The following is an 18,738-nucleotide window of genomic DNA, read 5'->3' as shown; positions in this document are numbered from 1 at the left end:
GGCAGATGGAGGCGTTCAGACAGAGAGGAGCGGCCGGCGTGGCGCGCGGAGGGCGGCGGCGGCCCAACCGGTCAGCACAGAATCCAGCCTTTGCTCACCGACCCCCGCCCCACCTTCCCCTTCACCCACACGCAGCGGTGCCCGGCGTGGACGGTGACCGGGCCGGCCCGGCGGCTGTACTGGCCCTCGTCGACGACCGCCCTGGCCCGGTACGCCTGCACGCTGACCATCATCTTCTGCCTGCGCCCGGGGTCCTTGGGCACGGTGATCGCGCAGATGTGGCCGCCCCGCTTGTAGACGTACAGGGTGCCGGTGGCGAACGGGTACGTCCTGACCTTGCGTCCCTCACAGCGCGAGGCGGCGGCTTGAGCCTCCGCCGGCACCGCGACCGCGAGCAGTCCGGACGCGGTCAGCAACGCCAGGCCGACGGCCAGTCGTCGGCGTATCGCACCTCTGTCCACTTGGTTGTCCTCCCCGTACACCGGCGATGAGCGTACTGGTGTACGGACGCACGGCGTATGCCGGATGGTTGCACGGCCGTCACAGCCGCCCGCCGCGCGGCACCTACCGGGCCGCCCCCACCGGCTCCTCCGGCTCCGCCGCCCCGATGAAGGTCCGCCACAGCTCCGCATACTGCCCGCCGCGCGCCAGCAGCTCCTCGTGCGTACCGTCCTCCGCGACCCGCCCGTGGTCCATCACCACGACCCGGTCCGCGCGGGCCGCCGTGGTCAGGCGGTGCGCGACGACGAGGGTGGTACGGCGGCCCGCAAGGCGGTCCGTGGCGTGGTTGACCTGGGCCTCCGTGGCCAGGTCCAGCGCTGCCGTCGCCTCGTCGAGGAGCAGGATGTCGGGGTCGACCAGCTCGGCGCGGGCGAGTGCGATCAGCTGGCGCTGCCCGGCGGAGAGGTTGCGGCCGCGCTCGGCGACCTCGTGGAGGTAGCCGCCGTCGAGGGTGGCGATCATCTCGTGGGCGCCGACAGCGCGGGCCGCGGCCTCGACCTCGGCGTCCGTCGCGTCGGGGCGGCCGTAGGCGATGGCGTCGCGGACGGTGCCCTGGAAGAGATACGCCTCCTGCGGGACGACCCCGAGCCGGTGGCGGTACGACGTGATGTCCAGGGAGCGCAGGTCCGTGCCGTCGACCGTGACACGGCCGCCGGTCGGGTCGTAGAACCGCGCCACCAGCTTCACGAGCGTCGACTTGCCCGCGCCGGTCTCACCGACGAACGCGACCGTCTGCCCGGCCGGAATCCGCAGGGCGACGTCGCTCAGCGCCGCCTCGTCGTCGCCGTACTTGAAGTGCACGTCCTCGAAGGCGACCTCGCCCCGCAGCGACAGCACCTCCAGCGGCTCGGCGGCAGCCTTCGTCGAGGTCGGCTCCCGCAGCAGCTCCTGGATGCGGCCGAGCGAGACCGTGGCCTGCTGGTAGCCGTCGAAGACCTGGGAGAGCTGCTGGACGGGGGCGAAGAACAGGTCGATGTAGAGCAGATACGCCACCAGCGCGCCGGTCGTCAGCGTCGCGTCGCCGATCCGGCCGCCGCCCACGATCAGCACCGCCGCCACGGCCCCCGACGACAGGAACTGCACGAAGGGGAAGTAGATCGAGATCAGGAACTGCCCGCGGATACGGGCCCTGCGGTAGCTGTCGCTGCGCTCGGCGAACCGTGCGCCGCCGTCCCGCTCGCGCCGGAAGGCCTGCACGATCCGCAGCCCGGACACCGACTCCTGGAGGTCGGCGTTCACCACGGACACCCGCTCACGGGCGAGCTCGTAGGCCTTCACGCTGGCCCGGCGGAAGTAGTACGTCGCGACGATCAGCGGCGGCAGCGTCGCGAAGACGACAAGGGCGAGCTCGAGGTCGATCACCAGCAGGGCGACCATGATGCCGAAGAAGGTGACCACGGAGACGAACGCGGTGACCAGGCCCGTCTGGAGGAAGGTCGACAGCGCGTCGACGTCCGTCGTCATCCGGGTCATGATCCGGCCGGTCAGCTCGCGCTCGTAGTAGTCGAGTCCGAGCCGCTGGAGCTGGGCGAAGATCTTCAGCCGCAGCGAGTACAGGACGCGCTCGCCGGTGCGTCCGGTCATCCGCGTCTCGCCGATCTGCGCCACCCACTGGACGGTCACGGTGAGCAGGGCGAGCAGGGATGCCGCCCAGACCGCGCCGAGGGCGACCTGCGTGACGCCCGAGTCGATGCCGTGCCGGATCAGGACGGGGAGCAGCAGTCCCATGCCGGCGTCCATGGCGACGAGGCCGAGGCTGATCAGCAGGGGCAGCGCGAAGCCGCGCAGCAGCCGTTTCAGGCCGTACGACTCCTCCGGCCGGACCGCGTCGGCCTCGTCGATGTCGGGTCGGTCGACGGCCGGGGGCAGCGCCTCCACCTGGGCGAGGAGTTCGGGTGTGGCCGGGGATTCCGTGAGCGCCGGGTCCCGCCGCTCGCGGTCGCCGGTCCACAGCCTCGGGGTCACGCCGCGCTCGGCGTCGAACTCGGCGTCCAGCTCGTCGCGTACGGAGGTGTCCTCCTGCGGGCAGGCGGGCTGGGCGTGGCCGGGTGAGACGCCGCCGAGTTCGTCGGGGTCGGTGAGGAGACGCCGATAGAGGGCGGAGCGTTCCTGGAGTTCCTCGTGGGTGCCGATGTCGGCGAGGCGGCCGGCGTCGAGGACGGCGATGCGGTCGGCGAGGCCGAGGGTGGAGCGGCGGTGCGCGATGAGGAGGGTGGTGCGGCCCTCCATGACGTGCCCCAGCGCCTCGTGGATCTCGTGCTCGACGCGGGCGTCCACCGCGGAGGTCGCGTCGTCGAGGACGAGGAGCCGCGGGTCGGTGAGGATCGCGCGGGCGAGCGCGACGCGCTGGCGCTGGCCGCCGGAGAGGGTGAGGCCGTGCTCGCCGACCGTGGTCTCGTAGCCGTCGGGCAGCTCGGCGATGAAGCGGTCCGCCTGGGCGGCGCGTGCGGCGGCCTCGATCTGCTCGTCGGTCGCGTCGGGACGGCCGTAGGCGATGTTGTTGCGGACGGTGTCCGAGAAGAGGAAGGAGTCCTCGGGGACCAGGCCGATCGCGGCCCGCAGCGAGTCGGAGGTCAGCTCGCGGACGTCGTGGCCGCCGATGAGGACGGCGCCGCGTGTGACGTCGTAGAAGCGCGGGAGGAGGAGGGAGACGGTGGACTTGCCGGAGCCGGAGGAGCCGACGACGGCCAGGGTCTCGCCTGGCTGGATCTCGAAGGAGAGCCCGTCCAGCACCGGCCGCTCGTCGTCGTAGCCGAACGACACGTCGTCGAACTCGACGGTCGCGGGGGCGTCGGCGGGCAGCGTCTTGGTGCCGTCCTTGATCGACGGCTCGGTGTCGATCAGCTCCAGCACGCGCTCGGTGCCGGCGCGGGCCTGCTGCCCGACCGTGAGGACCATGGCGAGCATCCGGACTGGGCCGACCAGCTGGGCGAGGTAGGTGGAGAACGCCACGAACGTGCCCAGCGTGATGTGCCCGCGCACCGCCAGCCAGCCGCCGACCGCGAGCATCGCGACCTGCCCGAGAGCGGGGACGGCCTGCAGGGCCGGGGTGTACTTGGAGTTGAAGCGGACGGTGCGCAGCCGCCCCGCGAAGAGCCGCCGGCTGACCTCCCTGAGCTTCCCGGTCTCCTGCTCCTCCTGCCCGAAGCCCTTCACCACGCGTACGCCGCTGACGGCCCCGTCGACCACGCCGGCGACGGCGGCGGCCTGCGCCTGGGCGTACCAGGTGGAGGGGTGCAGCTTGGTCCGGCTGCGCTTGGCGATCCACCACAGGGCCGGGGCGACGGCGAGGGCGACCAGGGTGAGCGGCAGCGACAGCCACGCCATGATGATCAGGGAGATCAGGAAGAGCGCGAAGTTCCCGATGGTCATCGGGAGCATGAAGAGCAGGCCCTGGATCAGCTGGAGGTCGCTGGTGGCCCGCCCGACGACCTGCCCGGTGGACAGCTCGTCCTGCCGCCGCCCGTCGAGCCGGGTGATCGTCCCGAACATGTCCGTGCGCAGATCGTGCTGGACGTCGAGGGCGAGGCGGCCGCCGTAGTAGCGGCGGATGTAGGTGAGGACGTAGACGACGAAGGCGGCGGCTATGAGCAGGCCGGCCCAGACGGCCATGCCGCGGGTGTGGTCGCCGATGACGTCATCGATGATCACCTTCGTGATCAGCGGGACGACCGCCATGACGGCCATTCCGACGAGGGAGGAGCCGAGGGCGAGGATCACGTCCTTGCGATAGCGCCAGGCATAGCCCCACAGCCGTCGTGCCCATCCCCGTTGCACTGCCACGCCGGTGCCCTCCGTCCGTCCTGATCTACCGGAAGACACCAACGCCGACGAGCTTCGATTTCATCCCGCCGCAACAAAGCCGGGGGCGTGCTCAGATACGTACGCGCAGGTAATAGAACCGGGTCGTCTGTACGGCGTTCTGGTTGTCGTCGCTGACCAGCAGCACCTTCAGGCGCCCCTTCGAGTACCCCGTGATCGCCATGCCCTCGATGTTGTCGAGGAGCGGGTTCGGCTGGGGCTGCTTGGCGGTCGCTCCCAGTGACGGGCAGTTCACGAGGTCGGCGAGGAGCGTCTTCTTGATCAGGCGGACACCGTCCTGGCCCGTGAGCTTCTCGACGCCGCTGGTGTCCGTCGCGCGGCGCGGGTCGGCCAGGGAGAGCCGGACCGTGTTCCCGACGCCTGCGGTGAAGCCGCGCTCCAGGACGAGGAGGCGGCCGTCGGGGGTCGCCTGGACCTCGGGGACGCCGAGGCCGGTGTCGGCGCGGTAGGCGTACTGGCGGCCGAGCTCGAAGGAGCCGCCCTTGGTCCGGTTCCAGGTCTGGAAGCGGACGATGTCGGCGCTGTCGCCGGTCAGGGCGTACTCCATCGACGCGAGCAGGGTGCGGCCGCCGGGCAGGAGGGTCAGGCCCTCGAAGGTGCCGTTGGAGACGGCGCGGCCGGCCGGGGCGACCTTCAGCGCGGCCGGCACGGGGAGGCGGTCGAGGATCCGGCCGTCGCGGGAGTAGCGGCGGATGGACGGCTCGGTCTCCGAGGAGATCAGCCGGGTGCCGTCCCGGTCGATGACGAGGCCCTCGGAGTCGAGGGCGGCACCGCTCTCGTCGGCGAGCGGGACGGCCTTCCTCGGCGCGAGCGTCCTGCCGTTCAGGCTGAAGAGGGAGGAGCGGTCGGAGAGGGCCGCGAGGGAGCCGTCGCCGTCCACGGCGAGCGCGGAGAAGTTACCGACGAAGGTGCCCTCGTACGTCGTCTTGTCGAGCGCGTCGGAGAAGCGGTCGATGGAGACGGAGGGCGAGCAGGCGTGGCGGCCCGGCGAGGTGGCGTGGGCGTTCGCGGGGCCGGCGGCGGTGAGGCAGGTGGCCGCCGCCAGGCCCGCGGTGGCGGTCGCGAGTACGGTTCTCAGGCGCATGGGGGTCACCGTAGGACGGGTGGGTGACGCGAGGTGGGCCGTCTCGTGAAGGCTCAGCTCGCGGCCAGGTCCTTGTGGATGACCTTGGCGACGCCCTGAATGGTCGTGATGCCGTAGTTCATGGTGCTGTTGCCATGGGTGAGCACCGTGATCACGTAGTCGTGGCCGCGCCCCTTGAAGGCGCCGACGCTGTGCACCCGCCAGCCCTGGGTGGCGCGTTGCAGCCAGCCGTTCTTGACCGCCACCGTGACGCCGGACGGCACTCCGTACGGTGTGCCCCAGCGCTGCGAGGAGACGACCTGGCCCATCAACTGCAGGATGTAGGCACGGGAGTTGTCGCTGAGCACCGCGTTCTTGGCCGTGATGTGCTTCAGCAGCTTCTGCTCGTCGGTGACGGTGATCTGGGTCAGGCCCCAGTAGCCGTTCGCGCCGGGCTTGGTCTGGGTCATACCGGCGGCCGAGAGGAAGCCCTTGATCTTCGTCAGGCCGAGCTGCTTCCAGAGCGTGCTGGTCGCGGCGTTGTCCGACTTGGTGATCATGGCCTTGGCGAGGGACGTCTCACGAGCGGTGAGGTACCGGTTGTGCTTCTTCGCGTCCCACAGCAGCGCGGCCAGCACGGTGACCTTGACGACGCTGGCGGAGTCATAGGCGCTGGACGCCCGCAGGGCGCAGGTGGTGTTGGTGGAACGGTCGTAGAGGCCGACCGCGATGGTGCCCTTGCGGTTGGCCAGGGCGGCGGTGATGTCCTGCGTCAACTTGGCGGCTAGGCCGGCCTTGGCGGACGTACAGCTGACGGTGGGCGAAGGCGCCGCGACGGCGGGGGTGGCGACGGCTATGGACGCCATGACGACGCCGACGCCCACACCTGCCGCGACGCCCGCTCTCGCGCGTCCGGAGACGCGCCTTGTCTTCTTGCTCGCTGTCCCGTGGGTCATGTCCTTCTGACCAACGAGCACGTGTGAAAGGTTGTACGCACGATGACCGCGACGGCGCACCGTCCGCCCCTGTCCGTACTTTCCGTACTATCCGCCCCGTCCGTCCTGTCCGTGCGCCGAAAGCGCAGACCGGCAGCTGGATCTGCTGCGGCTTTCGTCCACGAGCCGATGGGCCGCGATCGGCACGACACGGCTCAGCCGCGGCGTGTGTTCGGGACCACTACGCATGTCTGATCACTGGTCGGAGTCGCCACAGGCGAGGACGGGAACACGCGCACCCCGGCTCTCCGCGATCCGACGGACATCGGTCAGCGCCTCGCTCATGCGGGCCAGCAGGAAGCGGAGCTGTGCCGGTGTCACCCGGCGGTCGTCGAGCATGTCGGCCACGTGCTCAAGGAGCTCGCCGGCCATACCGAGCTGAACGCTCTCGACTGCATCCGCCACCCGCGAGACAGGGCCGGTTCCGCCGGTGTCGAGATAGCACGGTTTGCCGCCTTCCCCGGTCCAGGGGAGCAGGCGTACACCTGTCGCGGGGTTGGCGCTGCGCATGTCCTCCTTCATCGTGTGACCTCCGTCCGCGCCGGGATCATGCCGCAGGACCCGATGCCGATCCCGGGCACGGCGACCAGAGGCGGCGCCGTCGCTGTGTGGACACCGGCCTGGTGGACGGGCGGCCGGCGGCGAACAGCATGGCTCGCCTTCCGGGCCGGGCGGCGCAGAAGACGTAGCAGCGGCGCGCAGAGTTGGGCGATACGGTGACTCATGTCGTCGGCTCCTAGCGTTTGTTGATGACCACGCCCCCGGACCGGTCGGACGGTCGCGGGGGTATCGCGTTCTGTAGCGATCAACTCACAGACTGAGACGGATCGGGCTAGCCTCGCCAGAGGGTTGCGTGTGACAAGGCGCCTGTCACAAGGGGGTTGGCCATGGGCAAAACGTACGGTGACTGGCTCAGGCAGCAGCGCGAGGCGGCGGGGCTGACGCAGGAGGAGCTGGCCGACCGGGCGTTCATGACGCGTTCGCACATCGCGCATATCGAGGCGGGACGGCGGGTTCCTTCGAGGGAGGATGCTCGGCGGCTCGACGTGGCTCTGGGCACGGGGGATGTGCTGAGCAGCTTTCTGCCGCAGGACGACGAGGAGTCGATCGCCGAGTACTTCGATAAGGTGCGCGTCCTCGAACAACAGGCAGTAGTGATCCGCGAGTTCGCTCTGGCGTACTTCCCGGGCATCCTCCAGACGAAAAGGTACGCGCGTGCCGTTTTGGGGTCGATTTTCCCTCCGGTGAGTGAAGAGGAATGTGACAGGCGCGTTGTCACACGCCTTGAGCGCGGGAAGATTCTCGAAGATCCTCTGACGCCCGCAATGTGGGCGCTGTTGGACGAGACGGTGTTGCGACGCCCCGTGGCCACCGGGGATGTCATGGCGGAGCAGATCATGCACGTCGTCCACCTTGCGGAGGCTGGACGTATCCGCGTGCATGTACTGCCGTTTGACGTGGGCCATCATCCGCTGGCCCACAGCATGCTCACGCTGATGTGGTTCGAGGACCAACCGCCGCTGGCATACACCGAGGGCGGGTACATGGGGCGCCTGCACGATTCCCCGCCCATGGTGCAGAAGTGGCAGCATCTCTACTCTCTGGCCCTGAGCGACGCCATGCCGCTGAAGGACTCACTGGCCCTGCTGGCGGCCACTGCGAAGGAGTACGAGCACCATGACTGAGCGCACCGTCCAGAACGCTGCCACGCTGAGCGGCTGGCGCAAGTCGTCGCACAGCGACAACAACGCCGGCAGCTGCCTCGAAGTCCTCGACAACCACCCCTCAGGCGTCCCCGTCCGCGACTCCAAGGTCCCGCACGGCCCCGCGCTGGTCTTCTCCGCCGCCAACTGGTCGGCGTTCGTCACGGCTGTCAAGGAATCACGGCCCTGAGCCGATCGCGACCGCGACCTGCGCCGGGCGTCAGCTCAGAGCGCTTTCCATGGCCGGAATCAGCAGCCGGAGCAAGTCGGTACCGATGTCGCTCTGCTGGAATCTTGGGTAGTCCCCGTCGCGTGCCGGAACCACGGTCAGCCGGTAGTAGGCCGACCCAACGGTGAAAGCGAACCGCATCGGCTCGTCATCGGCGGCCGGGTAGACCGCGAAGGAGTCTCCCTCCCCGATGTTCTGGGGAATCACGTCCCCGCCAGGCGCCTTGATGTCGGCGCGATAGCGCTCCGCGTCGGTCTCCGTAACGCTCGCGTAGGAGGTCTGGTTGCCCCATGTGCACCCCCACGGGCGCTGTCCGTCGATGGCATCGGGCCGGGTGCTGTTGAAGGGGTCCCCGACACCGCCGAAAGCCGATCGGACGTCATCGGGCTTCAGCAGCGAGCACGCGCTCGGCTTCTGAGTGGCCTTGCCCCCTCCGTGACCGTCTCCGGAACCACTGCCGGTCGCGTCCGCCGAGCATCCCACCGCGGCGAGCAGCCCTGCCACTCCCACCGCACAGCCAAAGCCACGTCTTCGGGCCGACGCAGATACCGCAGCGTGCATCAATGCCTCCAATTCACTTATCAAGAGCGGGACTTGTGCTGCTTCCCGGTGGTGGCGTGGCGTTCAGCGTAGTACTGCGCCGGCCGCTGCCGGGTTGCGATCCACAGGCATGCCCCAGGTCCGGCACAGCCCGCACCCACCCCCGCCGTACACGATGCGCGGGTGACATCAGCCACCGATCCCCACCCCCACACGACCGTGACCCCCGACGTGCCGCCCCCGGCCCCGCCCGCGGCGCCCCCGGGCAAGGCACCGCGCTGGTCACTCCCCGCGCTGATCGCGATCCTGATCCTGGCGGCGGTGCTGTACTCCTGGAACCTGTCCGGCTCCAGCCTCAACAGCTTCTACAGCGCGGCCGTGCTGAGCGGCACGCAGAGCTGGAAGGCGTGGTTCTTCGGCTCGCTGGACGCGGGCAACTTTCTCACCGTCGACAAGCCGCCGTTCGCCCTGATGGTCATGGGCCTGTCGTGCCGCGTGTTCGGCTACGGCACCTGGCAGATGATGCTGCCGATGGTCCTGGTCGCGCTGGCGACGATCTGGATCGTGCACGCCTCGGTGAAGCGGGTGTGGGGCCACGGCGCCGCGACGGTGGCCGCGCTCGTCCTGGCCCTGACGCCGATCACGGTCGCCATCAACCGTGACAACAACCCAGACACGCTGCTGGTGTTCCTGATGGCCGGCGGCGCGGCGCTCGCCCTGCGGGCCGTCCACAACGGCAGGCTGCTGCCGCTGGTGGGCTCCGCGGTGTGCTTCGGGCTCGCGTTCAACACGAAGATGCTCCAGGGGTACATCGCGCTGCCCGCCGTCTTCGCGGTGTACCTGTACGCGGCGAGGCCGAAGCTCGTGAAGCGTGTCGTCAACCTCCTCGTCGCGGGCGTCGCTCTCGCCGTCTCCAGCTTCTGGTGGGCGGCGGCGGTGTCCCTCGTCCCGGCCGACGACCGCCCCTACATCGGCGGTTCGACGGACGGCTCGGCCTGGGACCTGATCACGGGCTACAACGGCCTGGGCCGGATCCTCGGCGGCGAGGGCAATGGAGGAGGGGGCGGAGGCGGGGGCGGCGGCTTCTCCGGTACCGCAGGGCTCGGCCGCCTCTTCAACGACATCCTCGGCGGCCAGATCTCCTGGCTCATCCCCTTCGCCGCAATCGCGTGCGTCGGCGGCCTCGTCCTGTGCGGCCGCGCCCCGCGCACCGACCTCACCCGGGCCGCGCTGCTGCTGTGGGGCGGCTGGACTGCCCTGCACTACCTGACCTTCGCCATGGCCGAGGGCACGATGCACCCGTACTACACGACCGCGCTCGCCCCCGGCATCGCGGCCCTGTGCTCAGGCGGCGGCGTGATGCTGCTGCGCGCGTTCCGCACCGACAAGCGGTGGGCGTGGGTGCTGCCGGCGGGACTGGCCGTCACGGCCGTCTGGGCGGTCGTACTCCTGCGGCGGGCCTCCGGCTGGAACACCTGGCTGTGGCCGGCGATCGCCGTCGTCATGACGCTGGCGATCCTGGGACTGCTCGTCTTCCGGTCCGCGTCCGGGACACGGGTACGGCTGCTGGCGGCATCCGTGGTGGCGGCGGTCGTCGCAGCCGTGGCGGGCCCGGCGGCGTACGCCTGGTCGGTGCCGTCCGGCTCGGGCGGCGGCATGGGCGGTACGAACCCGACGGCCGGCCCCTCGACGGGGAGCGGCTTCGGCGGCGGGCCCGGTGGGGGCGGCGGCCGGGGTGGCTTCCCGGGCGGTGGGACCGGTGGGCCCCGGGGCGCGCAACAGGGCCAGAACGGCCAGGCCAGCGGGCAGCAGGGCCAGAACGGCGAGATGCCGGGCGGCGGGGGCGGCCAACTGCCCGGCGGACAGGGCGGCCAGGCCTCCGGCGGCAACGCCGAGATGGGCGGTACGCCACCGGGTGGCTCCGGCGGCACGGGCGGCCGCCCCGGCGGTACAGGCGGTGGCGGCGGTATGGGCGGCGACGCGAGCAGCGAGCTCATCAGCTACCTCAAGAAGCACCAGGACGGCGCCAAGTGGCTGCTGGCCGTGTCGAGTTCGCAGAGCGCGGCCCAGCTGATCGTCAGCAGCGGTGAGCCCGTCATCTCCATGTGGGGCTGGTCCGGCAGCGACAAGGCGATGACCGTGGCCAGGCTCAAGGAGCTGGTGAAGAAGGGCGAGTTGCACTACATCCAGCTCGGTGGCGGCGGCATGGGCGGCGGCCCCGGCGGCGGCAGCGACGTCAGCTCCGAGGTCACTCAGTGGGTGCAGAAGAACGGGACGGCGGTGAAGGAGAGCGAGTACAGCAAGAGCTCGACCTCAGACTCCGATTCGGACGACAGCAGTACGTCCACGCAGTCGTCGATCTACCGTCTGGACCCGTCGGACGTCAGCTGACCCCACCCCGCTGCACACGGAACGGCTCCCGGCTTACGGCGAATTCCAGGGGCCGTTCCGTCGTGTCAACTCGCACGGACAAGCCCCGTTTTGCCGCTTCCCGTCACCCAATGGACACGTGCAAACCCTCGACACGACCACATGTCCATGTCACTCTCCCGTTTGCCGCCTCCATTCAACCCGCGTAGATGGGACCCCCACATGCTGGCGACACGCATACGCAGCTGGAAGTCGGTCGCGCTGACCACGGCCGCCGTCCTGGTCGGCCTCACCGCCCCGGCGCTCACCGCGGCTCCGGCCGCCGCGACGACCACGGAGTACGACGACACGTACTACGCCGACGCGATCGGCAAGACCGGCACGGCCCTGAAGGACTCGCTCCACGAGATCATCGGCGACCAGACCAGGCTCTCGTACTCGGCCGTCTGGGACGCCCTGAAGGTCACCGACCAGGACCCGAACAACAGCAACAACGTGATCCTGCTCTACAGCGGCATCTCCCGCAGCAAGTCCCTCAACGGCGGCAACACCGGCAACTGGAACCGCGAGCACGTGTGGGCCCAGTCCCACGGCGACTTCGGCACCTCCGCCGGCCCCGGCACCGACCTGCACCACCTGCGCCCCGAGGACGTGCAGGTCAACAGCATCCGCGGCAACAAGGACTTCGACCACGGCGGCAGCAGCTTCACCAACTCCGGCGGCAGCCTCACCGACTCCAACTCCTTCGAGCCGCGCGACGCCGTCAAGGGCGACGTGGCCCGCATGATCCTCTACATCGCGGTCCGCTACGAGGGCGACGACAGCTGGCCCGACCTGGAGGCCAACGACTCGATCAACGGCAGCGTCCCGTACCACGGCCGCCTCTCGGTCCTGAAGCAGTGGAACGACGAGGACCCGCCGAACGCCTTCGAGGAGCGCCGCAACGAGGTCATCTACGACAGCTACCAGGGCAACCGCAACCCGTTCATCGACCACCCGGAGTGGGTCGAGGCGATCTGGTAGGCCACCCGGCCCTGTTTCAGCAGCCGCGGACGCGCCAGGGCCCCGTCGGCCCTGGCGCGTTCGGCTACCACCTGTGCAGCGTAGTGACCTGCGCGTATCTGCCGCCGTTGACCCGGCCATGAAGAAGATCAGCGCGCTCGCCGCGCTCACCATGGCAGCCCTCGTACTCGCCGCCCCGGCCCACGCCGACGACGGCGACCGGGGCCGCATCACCATCGCCGGCCACTCCGGTGCCGGCCTCTGCAAGGAGGCACTCGCGCTCGTCCCATGGGCCCTGCCGCTGACCGGCCCCGCCGTGGACGACGCCTGCCACAACCGCGCCCACGTCTACGACGCGGACGATCAGGAGGCCGCGCCTGTCCTCACGCCGTGAGGTGCGTGGGCGCGAACATCCGCAGGACCGCCGGGAGTACGACCACCGACGGGCCAGGAGTCTGAAGCGCCTTCGCCAGATCCGCCTCCAGTGTCTCCGGGGTCGTACGGACCCCGGGGACGCCGAAGGACTCGGCCAGGGCCACGTAGTCGGGGCGGGTCAGCTCCGTCGCCGTGGCCTCGCCGAAGGCGTCCGTCATGTACTCGCGCAGGATGCCGTAGCCGCCGTCGTCGACGATCAGCCAGGTGACCGGCAGGTCGTACTGCCTGGCCGTGGCCAGCTCGGCGATCGAGTACAGGGCCCCGCCGTCGCCGGAGACCGCGAGCACCGGGCGGGTCGGGTCCGCGGCGGCGGCGCCGAGCGCCGCCGGGAACCCGTAGCCGAGGCCGCCGGCGCCCTGGGCGGTGTGCATGTGGTTGGGGCCCTTGGCGTCGAAGGCCGACCAGGCCCAGTAGGCCAGGATCGTCATGTCCCAGAAGGAGGGCGAGTCGGCGGGGAGCGCCTTGCGGACGGACGCCAGCACGTCCTGCTCCAGGGTGAGTTCCTGGGCGGCGATGCGGTCGGCGACCTTCGCGAGGACGGCTCGTACCCGCTCGGACGCGGTGGGGTCGGTACGCTCCGTCACCGTCTCCAGCAGCGCCTGCAACGCGAGCCGCGCGTCCGCGTGGATGCCCAGTGCCGGGTGGTTCGACTCCAGCTTGCCGAGGTCCGCCTCGATCTGGATGACCCGGCCCCGCGGCTTGAACGTGTGGTAGTTCGAGGAGAGTTCGCCGAGGCCCGAGCCGACGACCAGGAGTACGTCGGCGTCCTCAAGGAAGTCCGTCGTGTGCCGGTCCTCGATCCAGGACTGGAGGGACAGCGGGTGCGTCCAGGGGAACGCGCCCTTGCCGCCGGGGGTCGCGACGACCGGCGCCTGGAGCGTCTCCGCCAGCTGCCTCAGCTTGCCCGAGGCGTCCGCCCGTACCACTCCCCCGCCCGCGATGATCGCCGGGCGCTCGGCGTGCGAGAGCAGGTGGGCGGCCACCGCCGTCAGTTCGGGGCGGGGCGGCAGCTCCTCGGGGAAGGCGTCGCCGCCGGTCACCACCGGGACCGACGTCTCGGCGAGCAGCACGTCCTGCGGGATCTCCACCCACACCGGGCCGTGCGGGGCCGTCAGCGCCGACTTCCAGGCAGCTTCGAGCGCGGAGGGGATCTGGGACTGGGTGCGGACCGTGTGGACCGACTTCACCACGCCCCTGAACGAGGCCGCCTGGTCGGGGAGTTCATGCAGATAGCCGTGCCTGCCGCCGCCCAGCCCCGCCGTCGGGATCTGGCTGCTGATCGCCAGCACGGGCGCCGACGCCGCGGCCGCCTCCTGCAGCGCGGCCAGCGAGGTCAGCGCCCCCGGGCCCGTCGACAGCAGCAGCGGGGCCGCCTCGCCGGTGATCCGGCCGTACGCGTCCGCCGCGAACCCGGCGTTGTTCTCCACCCGCAGCCCGATGTACCGCAGGTCGGAACGGCGCAACGCGTCGAACATGCCCAGCGCGTGCTGGCCGGGCAGCCCGAAGACGGTCGTCGCGCCGAGCCCGGCCAGCGTCTCCACGACCAGGTCCCCGCCGTTGCGCCCGGCGGGTGGATTCAGGGCAGCGTCGATCTGCGCCTGAGTCGGGCGGAGTACCAGGTCGTGGTCGTGAGTCACTTCGCTTCCGAGTCCTTCCGGGCCGCCGCGATCTGGCGGGACATGATCGTGGTGAGTTCGTACGCCGTGTGGGACGCGGCCACCGACGTGATCTCGGCGTGATCGTACGCGGGCGCCACCTCGACGACATCCGCCGAGACCAGGTTGCAGGACGCCAGGCCCCGCAGGATCTCCAGCAGCTCGCGCGAGGTCATGCCGCCGGCCTCGGGGGTGCCGGTGCCGGGCGCGTGGGCCGGGTCGAGGCAGTCGATGTCGATGGAGATGTAGAGGGGGCGGTCGCCGATGCGCTGGCGCAGCTGGTCGGCCACCTCGTCGGCGCCGCGGCGGTAGACGTCCGCCGAGGTGACGATGCCGAAGCCCATCTTCTCGTCGTCCGTGAGGTCCTGCTTGCCGTACAGCGGGCCGCGGATGCCGACGTGGGAGAGGGCCTCGGTGTCGAGGATGCCCTCCTCCACCGCCCGCCGGAACGGGGTGCCGTGGGTGTACTCCGCACCGAAGTACGTGTCCCAGGTGTCGAGGTGGGCGTCGAAGTGGAGCAGGGCGACCGGGCCGTGCTTCTTGGCGACCGAGCGCAGCAGCGGCAGCGCGATGGTGTGGTCGCCGCCCAGGGTCATCAGGCGGGCGCCGGTGCCGAGCAGGTCGTCGGCGGCCGCCTCGACGGTCTCCACGGCCTCGTTGATGTTGAACGGGTTCACGGCGATGTCGCCGCCGTCCGCGACCTGTGCGAGGGCGAAGGGGGAGGCGTCCTGCGCCGGGTTGTACGGGCGCAGCAGCCGGGACGCCTCGCGGATCGCGTTGCCGCCGAAGCGGGCGCCCGGCCGGTACGAGACGCCCGAGTCGAACGGCACACCGACCACGGCGACGTCGGCGCGGCCGACCTCGTCGAGGCGCGGGAGCCGGGCGAAGGTCGCGGGTCCGGCGTACCGCGGGATGCGGGAGGAGTCGACGGGGCCGCGGGGCGTCTCGTTGCCAGTCATAGTGAAATGCCTTCTTTCCTACGCTTCATCGCGTATGAGTGATATCTGCCTATGACTCTACTGGTGAGCCGGCACCGGTTCGGACGCGAGTTCGGGAGCCCGCCCGGCAAGGCGCTCACGCCAGGCGGCGAGTACGGCCGCGTCGGTCGGCTTCGTCATCAAGGAGACGGCGATGTACGCGGCGAGGGAAGACAGCAGGCCGTAGTAGACGGGCTCGTTGGCGAGAATGCCGTAGGTCGCCATCAGGGTGATGACGGCGAGACCGCCGACCGTGACGGCGGCGAGCGCGCCCTGCGCCGTGCCCCTCTTCCACAGCAGTCCGCCGAGGATCGGGACGAGGAGTCCGCCGACGAGCAGGTTGTACGCCACCGTCAGCGCCTCGACGACGTTGTTGAGCGCGATGGCCGTACCGATCACGGCGAGGCCCATGATGAGGATGAAGGCGCGGTTGCCCTGCACCTCGTCGCGCTCACCGGTCGTGATTCTCCCCCGCAGGCGTGACCAGATGTCGTTGTTGGCGACGGTGGCGCAGGCGATGAGCGCGCCGGAGGACGTGGACATCACGGCGGCGAGGGCGGCGGCCAGCACCAACCCGCGTACGCCGACCGGGAGTTCGTCCTTGACGATGGTCGCGAAGGCGTCGTCCGGGCTGCCGAGCTTGGGGTAGAGCACCTTGGCCGCCGTACCGATGACGGCGCCGGCGAGGGCGTAGGCGAGACAGTAGGTGCCCGCGACGGTGCCGCCCCACTTGGCGGTCGTGTCGCTGCGGGCGGTGAACACGCGCTGCCAGATGTCCTGACCGATCAGCATGCCGAAGGTGTAGATCAGGACGTAGGTGAAGATCGTCTCGCCGCCGATGCCGAGCGGGTCGAAGTACTCGGTGGGCAGCTGGGCCTTCATCTCGCTGAACCCGCCGGCCTTGACGACGGCGATGGGCAGGAGCAGCAGGAGCACGCCGACGGTCTTCACCACGAACTGCACCATGTCGGTGAGCGTGATCGACCACATGCCGCCGAGCGTCGAGTAGGCGACGACGATCGAGCCGCCCAGGATGATCGCGACGGTGCGGTTCATGTCGAAGAGGACGTCGAAGATCGTGGCGTACGCGATGGTCGACGTGACGGCGAGCATGAGGGTGTACGCCCACATGACGACGCCGGAGATGACGCCGGCCCGGCCGCCGTAGCGCAGGTCGAGCATCTCGGAGACGGTGTAGACCTTCAGGCGGGCGATGCGGGCCGAGAAGAAGACGGAGAGGGCGAGGAGGCCGAGGCCGATGGTGAACACCATCCAGGCGCCGGAGAGGCCGTACTGGTAGCCGAGCCCCACACCGCCGATGGTGGACGCGCCGCCGAGGACGATCGCGGCCATGGTGCCGGAGTACATCGTCGGCCCGAGCCGGCGCCCGGCGACCAGGAACTCGCTCTTGGACTTGGCGCGGCGCATGCCCCACCAGCCCATGGCCAGCATGCCGGCCAGATAGACGACGATGACTGCGTAGTCGACGGCCACAGGGACCTCCCTCAATCGGACACTCGAAATTCGGACACTCGAAGTCGCCGGCGGGTGACAGGGGTCGACACTAGGTGGCCGGAAAGCGACTGCGAAGTGTACGTTTCATCCATCTGCGGTTGTGCGACTGAAGGAAACATCCACATGCCGGAGCCGGCCGTTCCGCCCACTCCCCCGGTACCGCTCTCCGCTCTGCTGGCCAGAGAGGATCTGGCCCTGCGCCGGATCGCCGGACCCGCCGACGCGGACACGGTGATCCACTGGGCGCACACCTCGGAAATGGCCGATCCCTTTCCCTACCTCCTGGGCGGCGAGCTGCTGCTGACGGCCGGTGTCCACGTCCCGGAGGCGGCGGGTTCGGGCACGTACTTCGACGACTACGTGTCGCGGATCGTCGCGGCGGGCGGCGCGGCCCTCGGCTTCGGGCTCGCCCCGGTGCACGACACGGTGCCGCGCGCCCTGGTGGCGGCGTGCGACGCCTACGGCCTCCCGCTCCTGGAGGTCCCGCCGCAGACCACCTTCTCCGGCGTGGCCCGCGCGGTCTGGCAACTCATGGCCCAGGCCCGCCACACCGAACTGCGCCGCGTGACGGAGGCCCAGCAGAGCCTCGCGGCAGCGGCGTCCCGCCCGGACCCGGTACCCGCGGTCCTGCGACAGCTGGCCCAGCGGGTGGGCGGCTGGGCGGTGCTGTACGGGCCGGAGGGGGCGGTGATCGGGGAGGCAGGGCGGTCGGTGCCGGGGGCCGCGGTGCGGGCGGCGTTGGCGGAGCTGGCGGGCGTGGTACGGCCGGTGGTGCCGACGGCGGGCGGCGAGCCCGCACGGCAGCCGTCCGGCCCCCACACGCCGACGTACCCGCAGCCCACGTCCACGGCCACCGGCCCGGACCCCGCCCGACCAACCGGCGGCCCGCAAACCACCCGACCGGCCACCGGCTCGCACCCCGCGCGCGCCACCACCGGCGCCCAGACCACCCGGCCGACCGGCGCCCCGGGTGCCGCGCGGGCAGGCAGTCGCGGCGTCGCAGGGCAGACCGCCCGCGTCGAAGCCCCGCGCCCGGGCGCCGGGGCGCCCGCCACCCCTTCCTCCGCCTCCGACACCATCGCCGGCACCCACCTCTCCGCCTACGCCCTCGGCAGCGGACAGGGCTTCGTCCTCGGTGTCGCCGCCGCGCGCCGGGACTCGGGCGATCACACCATCGCCTCCGTCGCCGCCGTGCTCCTCTCCCTTCTCACCGGCGAGCACCAGAGCGGTTCGGGAGCGGCACGGTCGTCGGCGCTCGTGCGGATGCTGCTGGGGGCCGAGCCGGAGGCGGTGGCCCCGCTGCTGGGTGCCGAGCACTGGCTGGTGGTCCACGGCAGTCCCGACACCCAGCCCTGCGACCCCGTGGCCGCCTCCGCGCTGGGCGCGGCGCTGGGCTCCCCGCTGGTCGACCTGGCGCCGGACGTCGTACGCGTCCTCGCCCCGGCGGACCGCGAGCCGGCCCCGCAGCCGGGCTGGACCCTGGGCGTCAGCGCCCCGGCGACCGCGCCGGACTGGCCGGCGGCGGACACTCAGGCGGCGCGGGCCCTGTCCAGGGCGAGGGCCACCCGTACGCCCCTGTTCCGGCACGGCACCCAGCGCCCGGCCCTCGCCGACCTGCTCGCCCCGGACGAGGCTCAGGCCCACGCCCGCGACCTCCTCGCGCCGCTCACCGCCCCGCTCACGGAGACCCTGCGCACCTGGCTCTCCCTGCACGGCAGCTGGGACCGTACGGCCGTCGCCCTGTCCGTCCACCGCAACACCGTCCGGCAGCGGATCGCCCGGTGCTCGGCGCTGCTGGAGACGGACCTGGACGACCCGGACGTACGGATGGAACTGTGGTTCGCCCTGCGCCGGATCGAGCCATGATCCGCAAGTGACCCGCGTCGCACGCGCCCCGGACTCGGCCGTTCCCGCAGTTGTCTGCCTCACAA

At 70.9% G+C, this 18,738-nt stretch carries 15 protein-coding genes; 6 read left to right on the top strand and 9 right to left on the bottom strand.

Annotated features, from left to right (window positions below):
- Positions 1-71 precede the first annotated feature (71 nt).
- The 5 genes from OHT51_RS27005 to OHT51_RS26985 form a co-directional block, all read right to left on the bottom strand.
- A complete protein-coding gene (locus tag OHT51_RS27005) occupies positions 72-461 on the bottom strand; it encodes a hypothetical protein (RefSeq protein ID WP_328881503.1) in 390 nt (129 codons plus the stop codon).
- Positions 462-564: 103 nt separating this feature from the next.
- A complete protein-coding gene (locus OHT51_RS27000; RefSeq protein ID WP_328881502.1) occupies positions 565-4,284 on the bottom strand; it encodes an ABC transporter ATP-binding protein in 3,720 nt (1,239 codons plus the stop codon).
- Positions 4,285-4,375: 91 nt separating this feature from the next.
- Positions 4,376-5,407, bottom strand: a complete 1,032-nt coding sequence (locus OHT51_RS26995) for an esterase-like activity of phytase family protein (protein ID WP_328881501.1) — start codon at positions 5,405-5,407, stop codon at positions 4,376-4,378.
- Positions 5,408-5,460: 53 nt separating this feature from the next.
- Complete coding sequence (locus OHT51_RS26990; RefSeq protein WP_443052565.1) at positions 5,461-6,342, bottom strand: serine hydrolase; 882 nt, start codon at positions 6,340-6,342, stop codon at positions 5,461-5,463.
- A gap of 234 nt (positions 6,343-6,576) precedes the next feature.
- A complete protein-coding gene (locus OHT51_RS26985) occupies positions 6,577-6,903 on the bottom strand; it encodes a hypothetical protein (protein WP_328881500.1) in 327 nt (108 codons plus the stop codon).
- 365 nt (positions 6,904-7,268) lie between these two features.
- Between OHT51_RS26985 and OHT51_RS26980 the strand changes: the two genes are divergently transcribed.
- Together OHT51_RS26980 and OHT51_RS26975 are read left to right on the top strand one after the other, a co-directional pair.
- Positions 7,269-8,066 (top strand): helix-turn-helix domain-containing protein, encoded by a 798-nt coding sequence (locus OHT51_RS26980; protein ID WP_328881499.1) that lies wholly within the window; start codon positions 7,269-7,271, stop codon positions 8,064-8,066.
- Positions 8,059-8,274, top strand: a complete 216-nt coding sequence (locus OHT51_RS26975) for a DUF397 domain-containing protein (protein WP_328881498.1) — start codon at positions 8,059-8,061, stop codon at positions 8,272-8,274. Before OHT51_RS26980 ends, OHT51_RS26975 begins: the two co-directional genes overlap by 8 nt.
- 30 nt (positions 8,275-8,304) lie before the next feature.
- On the opposite strand, the gene OHT51_RS26970 is transcribed toward OHT51_RS26975, so the two are convergent.
- Complete coding sequence (locus OHT51_RS26970) at positions 8,305-8,817, bottom strand: hypothetical protein (protein ID WP_328881497.1); 513 nt, start codon at positions 8,815-8,817, stop codon at positions 8,305-8,307.
- A 219-nt stretch (positions 8,818-9,036) separates the two neighbouring features.
- On the opposite strand from OHT51_RS26970, the gene OHT51_RS26965 reads away from it, so the two are divergent.
- From OHT51_RS26965 to OHT51_RS26955, 3 genes are all read left to right on the top strand, one after another.
- Positions 9,037-11,244, top strand: coding sequence for an ArnT family glycosyltransferase (locus OHT51_RS26965; RefSeq protein ID WP_328881496.1), 2,208 nt, complete (start codon positions 9,037-9,039; stop codon positions 11,242-11,244).
- Between the two features lie 201 nt (positions 11,245-11,445).
- On the top strand, positions 11,446-12,246 hold the full coding sequence (locus OHT51_RS26960) for an endonuclease I family protein (protein WP_328881495.1): 801 nt from the start codon (positions 11,446-11,448) through the stop codon (positions 12,244-12,246).
- A 118-nt stretch (positions 12,247-12,364) separates the two neighbouring features.
- The gene (locus OHT51_RS26955) at positions 12,365-12,619 is read left to right on the top strand and encodes a hypothetical protein (RefSeq protein ID WP_328881494.1); all 255 of its coding nucleotides are present in this window, start codon (positions 12,365-12,367) and stop codon (positions 12,617-12,619) included.
- Here OHT51_RS26955 and OHT51_RS26950 read toward each other — a convergent pair.
- The 3 genes from OHT51_RS26950 to OHT51_RS26940 are packed head-to-tail and all read right to left on the bottom strand — an operon-like array spanning position 12,609 to position 16,786.
- On the bottom strand, positions 12,609-14,297 hold the full coding sequence (locus OHT51_RS26950) for a thiamine pyrophosphate-binding protein (RefSeq protein WP_328881493.1): 1,689 nt from the start codon (positions 14,295-14,297) through the stop codon (positions 12,609-12,611). The two genes, OHT51_RS26955 and OHT51_RS26950, sit on opposite strands and share 11 nt — an antisense overlap.
- Positions 14,294-15,274 carry an agmatinase gene (speB, locus tag OHT51_RS26945; RefSeq protein ID WP_328881492.1) on the bottom strand — a complete coding sequence of 327 codons (981 nt, stop codon included), beginning with the start codon at positions 15,272-15,274 and terminating at the stop codon, positions 14,294-14,296. The genes OHT51_RS26950 and speB overlap by 4 nt, the downstream gene beginning before the upstream one ends.
- Positions 15,275-15,331: 57 nt before the next feature.
- The gene (locus OHT51_RS26940; protein WP_328881491.1) at positions 15,332-16,786 is read right to left on the bottom strand and encodes a sodium:solute symporter; all 1,455 of its coding nucleotides are present in this window, start codon (positions 16,784-16,786) and stop codon (positions 15,332-15,334) included.
- Positions 16,787-16,930: 144 nt separating this feature from the next.
- Here OHT51_RS26940 and OHT51_RS26935 point away from each other — a divergent pair, with 144 nt between their 5' ends.
- Positions 16,931-18,673, top strand: coding sequence for a PucR family transcriptional regulator (locus OHT51_RS26935; RefSeq protein ID WP_328881490.1), 1,743 nt, complete (start codon positions 16,931-16,933; stop codon positions 18,671-18,673).
- Positions 18,674-18,738: the final 65 nt, after the last annotated feature.

Source organism: Streptomyces sp. NBC_00299 (genome assembly GCF_036173045.1).
Taxonomy (GTDB): Bacteria; Actinomycetota; Actinomycetes; order Streptomycetales; family Streptomycetaceae; genus Streptomyces; species Streptomyces machairae.
This window is presented reverse-complemented; position numbering and strand designations above follow the sequence as displayed.

What these genes read in the sequence shown, in the direction of transcription:
- OHT51_RS26995 (WP_328881501.1), bottom strand. Translation starts at nt 5,407, where the DNA reads ATGCGCCTGAGAACCGTACTCGCGACCGCCACCGCGGGCCTGGCGGCG.
- OHT51_RS26980 (WP_328881499.1), top strand. Translation starts at nt 7,269, where the DNA reads ATGGGCAAAACGTACGGTGACTGGCTCAGGCAGCAGCGCGAGGCGGCG.
- OHT51_RS26935 (WP_328881490.1), top strand. Translation starts at nt 16,931, where the DNA reads ATGCCGGAGCCGGCCGTTCCGCCCACTCCCCCGGTACCGCTCTCCGCT.
- OHT51_RS26985 (WP_328881500.1), bottom strand. Translation starts at nt 6,903, where the DNA reads ATGAAGGAGGACATGCGCAGCGCCAACCCCGCGACAGGTGTACGCCTG.
- OHT51_RS26975 (WP_328881498.1), top strand. Translation starts at nt 8,059, where the DNA reads ATGACTGAGCGCACCGTCCAGAACGCTGCCACGCTGAGCGGCTGGCGC.
- OHT51_RS26955 (WP_328881494.1), top strand. Translation starts at nt 12,365, where the DNA reads ATGAAGAAGATCAGCGCGCTCGCCGCGCTCACCATGGCAGCCCTCGTA.
- OHT51_RS26960 (WP_328881495.1), top strand. Translation starts at nt 11,446, where the DNA reads ATGCTGGCGACACGCATACGCAGCTGGAAGTCGGTCGCGCTGACCACG.
- speB (WP_328881492.1), bottom strand. Translation starts at nt 15,274, where the DNA reads ATGACTGGCAACGAGACGCCCCGCGGCCCCGTCGACTCCTCCCGCATC.
- OHT51_RS26990 (WP_443052565.1), bottom strand. Translation starts at nt 6,342, where the DNA reads ATGACCCACGGGACAGCGAGCAAGAAGACAAGGCGCGTCTCCGGACGC.